14 protein-coding genes and 1 pseudogene are annotated in these 15141 nt (G+C 49.7%); 5 read left to right on the plus strand and 10 right to left on the minus strand.

Annotation, left to right across the window (positions count from 1 at the left end; translation table 11 throughout):
* Positions 1-105: 105 nt before the first annotated feature.
* The 4 genes and pseudogenes from LPB400_RS05915 to LPB400_RS05930 form a co-directional block, all read right to left on the minus strand.
* Positions 106-1896, minus strand: a complete 1791-nt coding sequence (locus tag LPB400_RS05915; RefSeq protein WP_107791810.1) for an assimilatory sulfite reductase (NADPH) flavoprotein subunit — start codon at positions 1894-1896, stop codon at positions 106-108.
* A gap of 190 nt (positions 1897-2086) precedes the next feature.
* Positions 2087-2410, minus strand: coding sequence for a DMT family transporter (locus LPB400_RS05920; protein ID WP_107791811.1), 324 nt, complete (start codon positions 2408-2410; stop codon positions 2087-2089).
* A 27-nt stretch (positions 2411-2437) separates the two neighbouring features.
* Positions 2438-3306, minus strand: a pseudogene (locus tag LPB400_RS05925) (ABC transporter six-transmembrane domain-containing protein).
* Positions 3307-3317: 11 nt separating this feature from the next.
* Entirely contained in the window at positions 3318-3743 is a 426-nt protein-coding gene (locus LPB400_RS05930) for a MarR family winged helix-turn-helix transcriptional regulator (protein WP_107791813.1), read from the minus strand.
* A gap of 179 nt (positions 3744-3922) precedes the next feature.
* Here LPB400_RS05930 and yddG point away from each other — a divergent pair, with 179 nt between their 5' ends.
* Together yddG and LPB400_RS05940 are read left to right on the plus strand one after the other, a co-directional pair.
* On the plus strand, positions 3923-4837 hold the full coding sequence (gene yddG, locus LPB400_RS05935) for an aromatic amino acid DMT transporter YddG (RefSeq protein WP_070461936.1): 915 nt from the start codon (positions 3923-3925) through the stop codon (positions 4835-4837).
* A gap of 129 nt (positions 4838-4966) precedes the next feature.
* The gene (locus LPB400_RS05940; RefSeq protein ID WP_070461679.1) at positions 4967-6277 is read left to right on the plus strand and encodes a sulfate adenylyltransferase subunit 1; all 1311 of its coding nucleotides are present in this window, start codon (positions 4967-4969) and stop codon (positions 6275-6277) included.
* 71 nt (positions 6278-6348) lie between these two features.
* On the opposite strand, the gene glyA is transcribed toward LPB400_RS05940, so the two are convergent.
* Both glyA and LPB400_RS05950 read right to left on the minus strand, forming a co-directional pair.
* The gene (gene glyA / locus LPB400_RS05945) at positions 6349-7599 is read right to left on the minus strand and encodes a serine hydroxymethyltransferase (RefSeq protein WP_049332446.1); all 1251 of its coding nucleotides are present in this window, start codon (positions 7597-7599) and stop codon (positions 6349-6351) included.
* A gap of 133 nt (positions 7600-7732) precedes the next feature.
* The gene (locus LPB400_RS05950) at positions 7733-8104 is read right to left on the minus strand and encodes a hypothetical protein (protein WP_219088428.1); all 372 of its coding nucleotides are present in this window, start codon (positions 8102-8104) and stop codon (positions 7733-7735) included.
* A gap of 221 nt (positions 8105-8325) precedes the next feature.
* Between LPB400_RS05950 and LPB400_RS05955 the strand changes: the two genes are divergently transcribed.
* Positions 8326-8544 (plus strand): YdcH family protein, encoded by a 219-nt coding sequence (locus LPB400_RS05955; protein ID WP_003685475.1) that lies wholly within the window; start codon positions 8326-8328, stop codon positions 8542-8544.
* A 231-nt stretch (positions 8545-8775) separates the two neighbouring features.
* Positions 8776-10977, plus strand: a complete 2202-nt coding sequence (locus LPB400_RS05960; RefSeq protein ID WP_219088430.1) for a FepA family TonB-dependent siderophore receptor — start codon at positions 8776-8778, stop codon at positions 10975-10977.
* Between the two features lie 180 nt (positions 10978-11157).
* Here the strand turns inward: LPB400_RS05960 and LPB400_RS05965 are convergent, their stop codons facing one another.
* From LPB400_RS05965 to LPB400_RS05980, 4 genes are all read right to left on the minus strand, one after another.
* Positions 11158-11820, minus strand: coding sequence for an NAD(P)H-dependent oxidoreductase (locus LPB400_RS05965; RefSeq protein ID WP_219088433.1), 663 nt, complete (start codon positions 11818-11820; stop codon positions 11158-11160).
* A 236-nt stretch (positions 11821-12056) separates the two neighbouring features.
* Positions 12057-13454, minus strand: a complete 1398-nt coding sequence (gene aspA, locus LPB400_RS05970; RefSeq protein WP_219088436.1) for an aspartate ammonia-lyase — start codon at positions 13452-13454, stop codon at positions 12057-12059.
* A gap of 89 nt (positions 13455-13543) precedes the next feature.
* Positions 13544-13744 (minus strand): hypothetical protein, encoded by a 201-nt coding sequence (locus LPB400_RS05975; RefSeq protein WP_003746297.1) that lies wholly within the window; start codon positions 13742-13744, stop codon positions 13544-13546.
* A 190-nt stretch (positions 13745-13934) separates the two neighbouring features.
* The gene (locus tag LPB400_RS05980) at positions 13935-14081 is read right to left on the minus strand and encodes a hypothetical protein (protein WP_003685706.1); all 147 of its coding nucleotides are present in this window, start codon (positions 14079-14081) and stop codon (positions 13935-13937) included.
* Positions 14082-14379: 298 nt separating this feature from the next.
* Between LPB400_RS05980 and LPB400_RS05985 the strand changes: the two genes are divergently transcribed.
* On the plus strand, positions 14380-15072 hold the full coding sequence (locus tag LPB400_RS05985; RefSeq protein WP_219088437.1) for a VIT1/CCC1 transporter family protein: 693 nt from the start codon (positions 14380-14382) through the stop codon (positions 15070-15072).
* The last annotated feature ends 69 nt before the right edge of the window (positions 15073-15141 follow it).

Below are 15141 nucleotides of genomic sequence, written 5' to 3' on the forward strand. Positions count from 1 at the left end.
TAATTATAATGCAAGACAAGATAAATTGATAACAATCCGAGCAAGTTCCTTAAAAAGGCCGTCTGAAATTCAGCTTTCAGACGGCCTTTATTTTGGCTTGTCCAATCAATAAACGTCGCGTTGGTAGCGTTTGTCTTCGCGCAGGTCGTTGAGGTAGTCCTCGGCTTCGTCGCGGCTGAGTTTGCCTTGGGTTTCGATGACTTCGATCAGGGCGTTTTCGACATCGCGCGCCATGCGTGCTGCGTCGCCGCAGACGTAGATGTGTGCGCCTTGTTGCAGCCAGTTCCAAACTTCGGCGGCGCGTTCGGTGATTTTGTGTTGGACATAGACTTTGTGTTCGCCTTGGCGGCTCCATGCGAGGTCGGCGCGGGTAAGGAGGCCGTCTTTGCGCCAATCACTCCATTCGAGTTGGTAGAGGAAGTCGTCAGCCAGGCGTTGGTTGCCGAAGAAGAGCCAGTTTTTGCCGCTGTCGCCATTGGCGGCGCGTTGTTGCATGAAGGAGCGGAAGGGGGCGACGCCTGTGCCTGCGCCGATCATGATGATGGGTGTATCGCTGTTTTGCGGCAGGCGGAAGTTGGGGTTGGGTTCGACAAAGACGCGGACTTCGCTGCCTTCTTCGAGGCGTTCACCCAAGTAGCCGGATGCTGCGCCGGTGTAGGTGTGGTCGTGGTGGTCGAAACGGACGACGCCGATGGTGAGGTGGACTTCTTCGCCGACTTCGTCTTGTGCGGAGGCGATGGAGTAAAGGCGCGGGGTTTGTGGGCGGAAGAGGCTGTATAGGGTTTGTGCGTCCAGTGGGTGCGGATAGGCTGCGAATACGCCTACGGGCGGTGTGGCGGCGAGGTAGGCATCCAGTTGGGCTTTATCTGCGGCTATGGCTTTGAGTTCTTCGTTGTTTGTTAATTCGGCGTATTGTTGGACGAATGCCGGTGTGTTTTGGGTGATGTCTGCGGATTCGGTCAGGGCGGTGCGGATGTCGGTTTCGCGGCCGTCTGAAAGTTGGACGGTTTCGCTGCCGGTCAGTTGGTTGAGGTCGAGGATTTCTTGAACGAGGTCGGCGGCATTCAGCGGCCATACGCCGAGTGCGTCGCCTGCCTGATAATGCAAACCTGAGCCGCTGAGGTCGATTTCGATGTGTTCGACGTCTTTTTCTGCGGTGCGTGAGGTGATTTTCTGGCGCACGGAGAGGGTGGCTGTGTAGGGGTTTTCTTTGGTGTAGATGGTGCCGCTGCTTGGTGTTGCTGAGCCGTTTGATGCGGCGGTTGTACTTGGGCTTGTTGCTTGGGCGGTTAATTCGGCCACTTTGGGTACGACGGCGGCAATCCATGCGTCGGCATCGGCCTGGAATTCTAAGTCGCAAATGCCCAAGTCGTTCAGACGGCCTGCGCCCAGTTCGGCAAATTTGGCATCAAAGTCTTTGCCTGCTTGGCAGAAGTTGGGATAGGAGGAGTCGCCAAGGCCCAATACGGCAAAGGTCAGTTTGCTGAAATCGGGTTTCTTTTTGCCGTAGATGAATTTGTACAGGGGCAGGGCTTCTTCGGGCGGTTCGCCTTCGCCTTGGGTGGAGGTAACCAAAAGGATGATGTCTTCGTCGGGCAGGGTTTTGCTTTTGAAATCGCCTGCGCTGCTGAGGCGGGCTTCTACGCCGGCGGCTTGAAGTTTGGCGTGTAAGGATTCGGCAACGCTGCGGGCATTACCGGTTTGTGAGGCGGAGAGGACTAATACGCGGCGGCTGACTGTCTGGACGGCTGTTTGCAGGGCAGATGGTTGGGTTGCTATACCGGATATGCCTTGGCTTTGCGCCCAGCAATAGCCGGAGAGCCATGCAAGTTGGGTGGGGGATAGGGTGGAGAGTTGGACGGAGAGTTCGGGTGGAAGCGGATTGGCTTGGCTCATTTGGATTCCTTTGTTGGACGGCTATAACCGATTGTTTGAATAATGGACAGTCGCCACTTTAAACAGGCCGTCTGAAAAAAGGAAAGAATGCTTGGTTTTAATTTAAGATGATTTCGTTATATTCGGGAAGGTATTAGGCCGTCTGAACATGCTCATTCAGACGGCCTTGGATTGGATAGAAACGAGATTTTCAGTTTCCGCTGGAGAGTTTCATCACTACGACGCCGGAGATGATGAGAAATGCACCGAGCCAGCGGCCGAAGTTGGCGGCATCGTTGAAAAATACAACGCCCACTAAAAACGCCCCTGCCGCGCCTATACCTGTCCAGACGGCGTAGGCTGTACCCATTGGAATACTTTTTTGGGCAAGGTAAAGGAAGTATCCGCTACCGGCGATGCAGGCAAGCGCGGCGGCAAAGCCATGCCAGCGGAAGCCTTCCTGTTGTGCCAGCTTTAAGCCCAATGGCCAGCCGATTTCCAGCATACCGGCTAAGATTAAATAAAACCAACTCATAATATGTCCTGATAGTGTGTTAAGGTTTCAGACGGCCTTGGAAAAATTGTTTTCTTCCGAAAGTTCAACGCGTTGTCCGATATCTTTTAGATTGGCGTATTGTTCGACCAAGCGCGGTACATCGTCCAAACTCATTGCAAACATCCATAAATAAGTGCTGACGGAATAGATATGGCCGGCGCTGCCATAGCCTTTAAGCGTCATGTGTATAAAGGCAAAGCCGAACAATACGCTCATCGCTATGCCGATACTGAGATAGCCTAAGGCTTCGCGGTTGGAAATCAGCACGCGTAGTTTGGCAACCCAGTCATGTGGCGGTAGAGCTGATGCTCGTTGCCGTCGCGGATAAGGTGGTTGTCGCGTTCAAGTCGGTTGTTTAAACGGAAATATAGGTTTTCGCTGATAGCGGCAAAACGCGGCAGCAACCATAAAAACAGGGCAAGTATCGCGACAGCCAATACGCCCACCCAAAATTCCAATATCAGCAACATCATACATGCACCGAAGATGGAGACCAGCGAAGTAGCAGCGATGGGCAGGTGTTCTTCAAAAAAACTGACAAACTCACGCGATAGGGCGACGCGTGCGGTAATGGCGGAATGCGGTACTTCTCGTTTGCGCTGTTCCAAAACGACCGGGACGGCGATTTCGGTATAAATTTGGGTAAACGTACGCGTATCGGCTGCTCGGCGGGCAGCTCCGATTATCCACATTAATAAAATCACCACACCATACAACATTGCCTGCCAGACGTTGCCTTCCATAACGGCATTAATCGCCCAGCCGCCAAACACGGGATAAACCAGCAAGAGCAGATTATCCAAGCCGACGAGAGAGAAGGTTGTGATGAGTTTGCGGCGGTGTGTTTGACCGATGTGTTTCAACATTTTCCACATGGCTGCCCTCCTTATTTAGTATTGAGGGTTTGCGCCATTAATTCGGCCAATGCGTCCAAATCGGCAAACAGTCGGGCTGCACGTTTTTCACCGAAGGCGGTAAAAATTCGTTTGCTGAATTCCTGCATGTTTTGCACCAATGGTGCGGCGGATTCCTTGCCTTGCTCGGTCAGCGACAATAAGCGTTCGCGTTTGTCTTGTTCGCTTTCTTGAAATGTCAGCAAGCCTTGTTCCGCCAGCGTTTTGCATGTGCCGGAAACGGTTTGCTTGGGCAGACTCCATTCTTCGCCTATGTATTTTTGAGTACGGCTGCCTTCGGTGGCCAAGGTGTAGAGAACGGCGAAGGTATTGTAGTTGGTGTTTTGCTGTTTAATCCATTGGTCGAATGCGCTGTCTATATGACTGATGCGCATACCGAGTTGGTCGAGCTGATTCATAAATTGGTCTCTATATTGACTAATTGGATGCAGATTATAGTCATATTTAGGACTAATTGCAAATAGAAGGCCGTCTGAAACAATCGTTTTCAGACGGCCTTGAAACCGTTAAAATAATTAATGTAGAAACGATATTTTCAAACTACGATAAACCTAATAACATCTTCAACACATACGCCATGATTCATTTCTTATCTCAAAACATCTCCTCTAAACAAGCCACTGCCATCGGGCTGCTTGCCGTTGCTTTGTGGAGCTTTGTCATTTCTCTGATACGCTCTTTGAGCCTGCATATGGGGGCAGTGGGCGGCGCGGCAATGATGTACACCCTGTCTACCGTATTGATTTGGCTGATTTTCGGCCGGCCGCATTTGCGTAATTACAACCGCAGCTATCTGTTTTGGGCGAGCGTGTTTTTTGTCGGCTGCGAACTGTGTTTGTCGCTGTCGGTCGGTTTTGCGCAAAACGCGAGACAGGCGGTGGAAATCGGCATGGTCAATTATTTGTGGCCGACGTTTACCATCGTCGGGGCGGTATATTTCAACAAACAGCCGTCAAAATGGTGGATAGTCATCGGCTTTGTGCTGTCGTTTTTAGGGATTGCCACTGTATTGGGCGGCGATGTCGGTTTGTCGGTTTCCGGTATTTACCACAATGTCCGCACCAATCCCGGCGGCTACATCATGGCATTTGCGGACGCAGTGTTTTGGGCGGCATATTGTACGCTGACGGCGCGCGTGAAAGCGGAAGGCAGCAGCGTCGGCTTCTTCTTTGCGCTGGTGTCTATACTGTTGTGGATAGAGTATTTTCTCAGCGGCGCGGATACGTTGAGTTTTGATTCTGTATCGCTCGGCTATGCCGTTGCCGCCGCGTCTTGTATGGGCTTGGGCTATGCAGTGTGGAATATCGGTATTTCGCGTGGCAACCTGACCGTATTGGCGGGTGCATCTTATTTCATTCCGGTATTGTCTGCGGTAGTGTCCTCGTTTTTGATCAGCGCGCCTTTGTCCATGACGTTTTGGCAGGGTGCGGGAATGGTGTGCTTAGGGTCGATTGTGTGTTGGTTGGCGACCCGGAGAAAACAGATGGCGTGAGGCAATATCCCATAGCTTCGCGATATAACGAAAACAGCTTTTTTAACAACCAAACATTCTTTCCCATTTTCAGACGGCCTGTTTAAAGTAGCAGTCAGTTTGAGAAATCACGAGAAATGGAAAAGAATCATGACCGCAGCTTCCGCTCCGCTTTTGCGCTTCATTACCGCCGGCAGTGTCGATGACGGCAAATCCACCCTCATCGGCCGCCTGCTCTACGACAGCAAAACCTTACTGACCGACCAGATTGACAAGCTTAACCGTGCTGCCGAAAACGGTGAAACGCCCGACTTTGCCAGCCTGACAGACGGCCTTGCCGCCGAGCGCGAACAAGGCATTACCATTGACGTGGCCTACCGTTATTTCGCCACGCCCAAACGCAAATTCATCATTGCCGATACGCCGGGACATGAGCAATACACGCGTAATATGGTTACCGGCGCATCGACTGCCGATGCCGCCATTATTTTGGTTGATGCCACACGCGTCGATTTTTCAGGTAATGAACCTGTCCTCCTGCCCCAAACCAAACGCCACAGCGCAATTCTGAAACTCTTGGGCTGCCCCAACATCATCGTCGCCGTGAACAAACTCGACTTGCTCGACTTTGACGAAGCCAAATATCAAGCCATTACCGAAGCCTACCGCAAACTGGCGGAACAAATCGGCCTCCAAGCACAAATCCACTTCCTGCCCATCAGCGCCTTGAAAGGCGACAATATCGTCAATGCCAGCAGCCAAACCCCGTGGTATCAAGGTTTGCCGCTTTTGCCTTTGCTTGAAAGCCTGCCTGTCAACCGTCAAAATGCCGCCGACCAAGCCGCGCACTTTCCCGTACAACGCGTGGCGCGCCAAGACGGCAGCAGCAGTGACGACTTCCGCGGCTATCAAGGCAGATTGGAAGCGGGTCGTCTGAAAGTGGGCGATGAAGTCAAAGTTTTACCCAGCGGCCATGTTGCCAAAGTTGCCGAAATCTATAATGCCAACGGTAAAACCGAATCTGCCGAAGCAGGGGAAGTGTTGACTGTTGTTTTGAATACGGACATCGATATTTCACGCGGCAACAGCATTGTTTCAGCCGACAGCGGCATTGTTCCCGAACAACAATTTCAAGCCGCGCTTTGCTGGTTTGACGATATTCCGCTCAATCTGCGCCGCAAATATTTGCTGAAACACACGACCCAAACCACGCCCGTAAAAATCAGCGAAATTGCCTACGTTTGGGACGTCAATACCCTCAGCCGGGTCGAATCCGCCGAAACGCTCAAGCTCAACGACATCGGCAGCATCAGCTTCAAAACCCAGCAGCCGCTCGCTGCTGCCGCATACGAAGACAACCATGCACAAGGCGCGTTTATTTTGATTGACGAAGCCACTAACCATACTGTCGCGGCAGGCATGATACGCAAAGTCAGCAAAGCAAACAGTTTTGAAATTTAAAAGAAAAGTTGAAATAAAAAAAGGCCGTCTGAAGTTTCAGACGGCCTGTTATTTTATCCAAGGCGAAATGTTTATGCGCCGTAAACCGGATATTTATCGCACAAAGCAGTTACTTGTTCGCGGACTTTGGCGAGATTGGCTTCGTCTTCAGGGTTGGCCAATACGTCAGCAACCAAGTTTGCCAATACGCGCGCATCGGCTTCGTTAAAGCCGCGTGTAGTCATGGCGGCGGAGCCGATGCGGATGCCGGAAGTAACGAATGGTTTTTCCGGATCATTCGGGATGGCGTTTTTGTTGACGGTAATGTGCGCTTTGCCCAAAGCGGCTTCAGCGGCTTTGCCGGTGATTTTCATCGGTTGCAGGTCAACGAGGAAAACGTGGCTTTCGGTACGGCCGGAAACGATGCGCAAACCGCGTTTAACCAACTCTTCCGCCATAGCGGCAGCATTGATTTTCACTTGTTTTGCGTATTGTTTGAACTCAGGTTGCAACGCTTCTTTAAACGCTACGGCTTTGGCAGCAATAACGTGCATCAACGGTCCGCCTTGCAGGCTTGGGAAGATGGAAGAGTTCAGCGCTTTTTCGTGGGTATTGTCACGGCACAAAATCACACCGCCGCGAGGGCCGCGCAGGGTTTTGTGGGTGGTGGTGGTTACGAAGTCGCAGAATGGCACCGGATTAGGATATTCGCCGCCGGCAATCAGACCGGCATAGTGCGCCATGTCGACAAAGAGGTATGCGCCGACTTTATCGGCGATTTCGCGGAATTTTGCCCAGTCGATTTGCAGCGCGTAGGCAGATGCACCGGCCACAATCATTTTGGGTTTGTGTTCAAGAGCCAAGCGTTCTACTTCGGCATAATCGAGAACTTCGTTTTCATCCAAACCATAAGTAATGGCGTTGTAGAGTTTGCCGGAGATATTAACGCTTGCGCCGTGGGTCAAGTGGCCGCCGTGTGCCAGAGACATGCCCAAAATGGTGTCGCCCGGTTTCAAAACAGAAGCATACACGGCTTGGTTGGCTTGAGAACCGGAGTGCGGTTGGACATTGACATATTCTGCGCCAAACAACTCTTTAGCGCGGTCAATCGCCAATTGTTCGACAATATCAACGTATTCGCAGCCACCGTAGTAGCGTTTGCCAGGATAGCCTTCAGCGTATTTGTTGGTCAATTGCGAACCTTGGGCTTCCATAACGGCACAGCTGACGTAGTTTTCAGAGGCGATCAGCTCGACGTGGTCTTGCTGGCGCTTGTCTTCTTGGGCGATGGCTGCTGCCAAATCGGGGTCATATTGTGCGAGGGTAACGCTTTTTGAAAACATGTTCTCGATTCCTTTGTGATGGGCTGAAAATATAGGATGGAGTGCTGCGGATTGGTTCAAGATGAACTATTTTTCTTGCATTGTCAACAATTGTGTCTGGTGTTTGGTTTCAGACGGCTTGAGATTGAAAGGTTTATTTGAAAATATCATCTTGTTTTAAATGAAAATCCATTTTTTCCAGAAGCGCGGATAAATCGGCTTCTGCTTGGGCGGCTTTAAGATTTTTTGCCAGTTCTACCAAGGCTACCGAATTTAATCGTTCTTTCTCCAGCCGCAGGGCTTCTTCGCTGAAGATTTTGATATTGTCTGCCGATTCGGCATCTATTTTTTCAAATGGATAAAACGATTCTTCGTGTACGGCCAAACCGTCGGGCAGGGGTGCGGCATGGTTGAAATCGGCATCATTGACCGGCATCCATGAAGGATGGTTCTCAAGCAGGATAAATTGTCCGTCCATGCCGTTGATATGACGGAATAGGGTGGTTCGGCCATTGTGTAAACGCATAAGCCCGATTGTATGCCCAAGTCGGCAAGCCGTCTATAAAGCCGTTTCTTTCTATTTTTGCACTAACTTATGTTGATATTATTAATTTTGATGTAAAACAGTTTCAACTTAAAAAAGACTGGATAAAACGCCCGTGTTTGTTATAATGAAGCTAAAGATTGATTCGTCCTAGTTTTTGACCGCAGTACTTTTTTATTTAATTAACAAGAGAGGAAAACAAAATGTTTCCAGAATATCGCGATTTGATTTCTAAACTGAAACAAGAGGATGCACACTTTGCCCGTTTGTTTGACGAGCACAATGAGCTGGACGATAAAATCACCGGTTTGGTTAACAACCCTGTTACCAGCGGTGCCGAAGAGATTGAAGAGCTGAAAAAAGCCAAACTCAAACTCAAAGACGAATTGTATGCCCTTTTGCAAAAAGCAGCAGGCAAATAATTAAAATTTGAATAAGGCCGTCTGAACGGTATGATGGAAATCTCAGATTCCCTTTCATGCCGGTTCAGACGGCCTTTTTAATTATTAGGCATTTGGTTATTTTTATTGGCTTAATTTAACGAATAATTGTAAATCACTCTTAATTGCATTGAAAACTCTGTTAAATTTATTTAAAATCCCGAATAATTTTTATTTTGATTTTAACAAACAAAGTTAAAGAGAAACGATGCAATGAAAACATTCACACTCGCCATTTTGCCTTTGGCATTAATCAGCGCATTCTCTCACGCTGCTGAAGAGAAAGCTGCCGAACAGGCTGAAGTCGATACCGTTTACGTTACTGCCGAGAAACAGCTGCAACAGTCGCTGGGCGTATCGCGTATTTCGAAAGACGACATCGACAAGCGTCCGGCCGTCAACGATATTTCCGAATTTGTCCGCACCATGCCGGGCGTCAACCTGACCGGCAATACGGCGACGGGTCAGCGCGGCAATAAACGCCAAATCGACTTGCGCGGAATGGGCCCTGAAAACACATTGATTTTGATTGACGGTAAGCCTGTAAACTCGCGCCAGTCCGAGCGTATCAGTATGCGCGGTGAACGCAATACGCGCGGTGACAGCAACTGGGTGCCGGTTGAAGAAATTGAATCCATCACTGTTTTGCGCGGTCCGGCGGCAACGCGTTACGGCTCCGGCGCGATGGGCGGCGTGGTCAATATCGTTACCAAAAAAGTGTCTAAGGAATTTAAAGGCCAGGTCAATCTTTACGCCAATCAACCGCAAGACAGCAAAGAAGGCGCAACCCGCCGTATCGGCTTCAATTTGAGCGGTCCGATTATTCAAGATACTTTGGGCTTCCGCATTTACGGCAACCTGAATAAAACGGATGCAGATGCAGCCGATATCAATGCCGGACACGGCAACGACAGCGCGGCCGGTGTCGAAGGCGTACGCAATAAAGACATTGCCGGCCGTCTGCAATGGAAAATCAGCCCTGCGCAAACATTGATTTTAGACAGCAGCTACAGCCGTCAGGGCAATATCTACAACGGCGATACGCAAAACAGCAATCCACGTTCCGCTTTGGTTAATTCTTTAGCTGACGGCAAAGCCGAAACTGCCCGTTTATATCGTTCCGCTTATTCTTTAACGCATGACGGCGCATGGGAATGGGGCGATACCAAAAACGTGATCAGTTATGAGCGTACAGTCAACAGCCACTTGCCTGAAGGTTTGGCCGGTGGTCCGGAAGGCAGCTATACAGGCTTGGATTTTGTTCAAAGCCGTCTGAAAAACCTGCGTTTCAGCAGCGAAGCGAATATTCCGTTTAAACTCGGTGTCGATAATGTATTGACGGTCGGCGCAGAATTTACTGACAGTAAGCTGGATGATCCTGCTTCCAATAGTCAGGGATTTAAAGACCAAGGTAAGACTGACGTGTTTGACGGTATTTCAGCAGTACGCGGCGGTAAGGCATCGCAACGCAACTGGGCAGCTTACGTTGAAGACAATATTTCGTTGACCGACAAAACCCATCTGATTCCGGCCATCCGTTTCGACCACAACAGTGACAGCGGCAGCAACTGGAGTCCGGCGTTGAATTTCTCGCATCAAATCGGCGAAAACTGGTTGGTCAAAGGCGGTATTGCCCGTGCGTATAAAGCGCCAAACCTGTATCAAACCAATCCTGACTTTATCCTGTACACGCGCGGTCAAGGTTGTCCGATTGATGCGCCGAGCAGTGTCCGCTGCTACTACATGGGTAATAATAATTTGAAACCCGAAACCAGTATCAATAAAGAGATTGGCCTTGAGTTCAACAAAAACGGCTGGCAGGCTTCGGCGACTTATTTCCACAACGCGTACCGCAACAAAATCGTGATTGGTGAAAATATCATTGCCACCAGCAATATCGGCAACTGGCTTTTGCAATGGGAAAATACGCCGAAAGCGACTATTTCGGGTATCGAAGGCAACTTGGTGATTCCGTTGCATGACACACTCAAGTGGAGCAACAATTTCACTTATATGCACAAATCTGAAGATTATCAAGGCAATCCATTGTCTCTGGTGCCGAAGCATACCCTCAACAGCACGCTGTCTTGGACACCAAACGAACGTTTTGATGCCAACCTGACCTTTACCCACTACGGCCGTACCAAACCGCGTGGCGTGGCGATCAATAAACTGGAGCAAAACGGTAATCTGCGTGCAGGGGTTACTCCTTTGACTTCCGAACATAACCAAACGCAAGTCGGCTCTTACGGCATTTGGGGTATCAATGCCGGCTACAACTGGAACAAACGCGTGGCCGTTCGTGGCGGTGTCAGCAACCTGTTCAATAAAAAACTGTACCGCACAACTGCCGGCGCACAAACATACAACGAACATGGCCGTGCTTTCTACGGCAGTTTGAAAGTGTCGTTTTAAGCAGTAGCGTATGAAACAAGGCCGTCTGAAACGTTGTGAAATGAAATCTAGGATTTCTGACACAGGGTTTCAGACGGCCTTTTTATTTGGATTTTTAGCAGTCTTTGTTGTTACGGAATTTGCTTCTCTTTTAGAAAAAAATAAAAGGGCGGTATTCGCCGCCCTGAAAATCCAAACCGCTTATTCAACCCAAGTTACCATTTCTTCAATCGGTTTGCGTGCTTTTTTGGTAATTTCTTTGGCGCGATAGCCGAATGTTGCCGCTACGGATACGCCCCATTCGTTGGCATCAAACAGGCCTTCTGCCGCCAATACTTCGTTCATTTTGTCGTAGTTGAAGCCTTCGATTGGGCAGGAATCGATGCCGATGGCGGCTGCGCCAGTGAGCATATTGGCCAAAGCAATATAGGTTTGCTTGCCGCTCCAGTCAAAGAGCGCGCGTTGGTCGTCGGCAATTTTAATGTCGGTTTCTTGGAAGCTTTTGTATTTTGCCAACGCTTTTTCCAGCTGCTCGCCTTGCAAGCCCCTGCGTTCGGCAACGCTGCGGAAGAACGGGGTATCGTAACGGGCATTTTTCTTGGCAAGGATAATGACCAGATGGCTGCAGTCGTCCAGTTGCGATTGCATACCCCAGCTGAAAGGTTTGAGCTTTTCTCTCAAGGTTTTGTTTTGGATAACTAAAAATTTCCATGGCTCGGAGCCGACAGAGCTGGGCGAGAGGCGGGCAAATTCTAAAATCGCTGCAAAATCTTCTTGGCTGATTTTTTTGTCGGGATCGTAATAACGGGTGGAACAGCGATTTTCGAATACTTGCAGCATTTGTTCGCGTGTAATTTTACTCATTGGTTTTTCCTAATAAATGAAGATGTTATTTTGACCGTTTTGCCGATATCCGGTTTGCGTGAATTGGAGAAGGAAACAGGATAGGGCAGCACCATGTTAAATCAAACCCTGCGGTTAGGCTATCTTTTAATTTTGAACTTCGCAGAAAAAATCGATTAAATATCAATATGAATATAAAAAGGCCGTCTGAAATTTTAAAAGTAAAGTTTCAGACGGCCTTTGATTTTAAATCCTGATTATAGCTGAGGATTCATCAGGTTTTCTGGGGAGAGGATGCGGTTGAGTTCTTCTTCGCTTAACAGGCCGCGCTCCAGTACGACTTCGCGCACGCCTTTGCCGGTTTGGGCGCAGATTTTGCCGACCAAATCGCCGTTGTGGTGGCCGATGTACGGATTCAGATAAGTGACCAAACCGATGGAGTTGAAAACGTAGCGTTCGCAGATTTCGCGGTTGACCGTAATGCCTTTGACGCATTTTTCGGACAAGTTGACCGCGGCATTGCCCAAGAGGGAAATGGTTTCAAACATACATTGGGCGATGACCGGCTCCATAACGTTCAGCTGCAACTGACCTGCTTCGGCTGCGAAAGTGATGGTGGTGTCGTTGCCGATGACTTTGAAGCACACTTGGTTGACGACCTCAGGAATTACCGGATTGACTTTGGCCGGCATGATGGAAGAACCGGCTTGCAATTCAGGCAGGTTGATTTCTTTCAAACCGGCGCGCGGGCCGGAAGAGAGCAGGCGCAAGTCGTTACAGATTTTGGACAGTTTGACGGCTGTGCGTTTCAATGCGCCGTGTACCATCACATATGCGCCGCAGTCGGAGGTCGCTTCGATCAGGTTTTCAGTCAGTTTGCAAGGCAGGCCGCTGACTTCGGAGAGTTTCTCAACGACTAAAGCCGCATAACCTTTGGGTGTATTCACGCCTGTGCCGATGGCGGTGGCGCCGAGGTTGACTTCAAGCAGCAGGGAGCGGGTGCGGTCGAGGTTGAGGATTTCTTCTTCCAGCAACACTTGGAAAGATTGGAATTCTTGTCCGGCCGTCATCGGTACGGCGTCTTGAAGCTGGGTGCGGCCCATTTTCAAAACGTCTTTAAACTCTTCGGCTTTGGCGGCAAAGGCGTTTTTCAGGATAGCCAGTTTTTCGAGCAATTCGCCGATGCTGTAATACACGGCAAGGCGGAAGCCGGTAGGGTAGGCGTCGTTGGTGGATTGGCTGGCGTTGACATGGTCCATCGGATTGACGATGTCGTAGTGGCCTTTTTCGTGACCCAAGACTTCCAATGCGAGGTTGGCAATGACTTCGTTGGTATTCATGTTGACCGAAGTACCGGCGCCGCCTTGATAAACATCGGACGGGAATTGGTCGAGGCAGCGGCCTTTGACCAATACTTCATCGCAGGCTTTTTCAATGGCGGCCGCGATTTCCGGCTTGATGGCACCCAATGCGCCGTTGGCTTGCGCGGTGGCTTTTTTAACCATCACCATGCTGCGGACAAATTGCGGTACGTCGGAAATTTTTTGCGTGGAAATTTTAAAGTTTTCAATGGCGCGCAGCGTGTGGATACCCCAATAAACATCAGCGGGGATTTCGCGGTCGCCCAATAAATCGTGTTCGATTCGTACAGTCATTTCTCTTACCTTCTCGTATAGTTGTGTTGGTGTGCGTTATGCGTTTGGAACATTAGCCCAGTTCGGCAAGATTGTCCAGTCGGTAAGGCTTAATCGTCAGGGTGAAAACGTGCCGCTTCGCGCTCTTTCGCAGCTGTCTCTTTATCTTTCAATTTCGCACCCAGTCCCAACATTTTTTCATATTCGGATTGCGGCGTGCCATCCTCTTCCATGCCGAATGCGCTGGCATTGACCCAAAGGGAAAGCAGGGAAACGATGAAGGCGAAAAAGCCGACGATATACCAAAACATTTTTTTCTTCCTTGTGTGTCTGCGAGGGCAGATTGTTGTGGTTTGTAAAGATGTGAATGTAGCACAAACGCGGTTGGGTTTAAATTCTTCTCCCGCATCCTTTCATTGATTTACCTGTAAATGTTTAGAAAGGAAAAGGCCGTCTGAAAAGTAAGACTTTTCAGACGGCCTTGAGGCTTTATCGGGAAGCTTAACCGCCGCATGCGCCGCAGCAACCACCTTCGCTGTGACCGCCGCGTTTTTCTTCATTGTTGATAACGGGCAGCTCGGTTTCTTCGGTTTGCTCTTTTTTATCTTCAGGCAAATCGTTTACTTTGATTTTGTTTTCTTCAGCCATGATACATCCTTTCAATGGATTGAGGAGTGGAAAGATTCATAAAGATAGCATCTTTAAGGCGATAAACCAAGCAGTACAAAACTGCCTTGTGATAATGCCATGACTTGGAACAATAAATTTACTTGTAAAAGCGTTAAGGCCGTCTGAAAAAACCCAAAGAGGAGTGTTGGCTTTTATGGTTTGAAATGGCAGCAGAAAGATTTACGAATGCTTGATCTGAAGGGATAAACTGACATTGATTTCAAAAAACAATACAATGTTATCATCATCTGGAAACAGCCAATTTATCGGAGCATATATGTATTCACATCACAGCGAACGCCACTTCAGCGACCGCAACAACTGGCTTCGGGCAAGCGTATTGGGTGCCAATGACGGCCTGATTTCCACTGCCTCGCTGTTGACGGGCGTAGCCGCAGCCGCGCCAGATTTCCAAACCCTACTTTTGACGGGCGTTTCGGCGCTTATCGGGGGCGCGGTGTCAATGGCGGCGGGGGAGTATGTTTCCGTGTCCAGCCAATCGGATACGGAAAAAGCCGATTTGCACAAAGAACGCTACGAATTGGCAAATAATCCTGATGCGGAGTTGGAAGAGCTGACTGAAATTTACCGCCGCCGCGGTTTGTCCGATTCGCTCGCCGCAGAGGTGGCTAAAGCCTTGATGGAACACGATGCACTCGCCGCCCACGCTCGTGATGAAATCGGCATTACCGAAACCTCGGCCGCCCAACCCATGCAGGCCGCGCTGGCTTCTGCCGCTTCATTTTGTGCTGGCGCGATTTTGCCTTTACTGGTCGCATTGACGGCTTCTAGTGCCATTGTTCCGGCCTTGGCAGTTTCCACTTTGTGTGGACTGGCCGGACTGGGCTATGTCTCCGCCAAACTCGGCGGCGCACCTGTCATCCCTGCCGTTTTGCGCGTGTGCATATGGGGCGTTGCAGCATTGGTGATAACCGGATTTATTGGAAAACTGGCCGGCGTGGCCGTCTGAATGTAAGGCCTTATATTCTTTTAAACCTGTATCCAGTAAAATTGAAAATCTATTTGATCGCTAAAGGCC

It is taken from the genome of Neisseria perflava (assembly GCF_019334725.1).
Lineage (GTDB): Bacteria > Pseudomonadota > Gammaproteobacteria > Burkholderiales > Neisseriaceae > Neisseria > Neisseria subflava_A.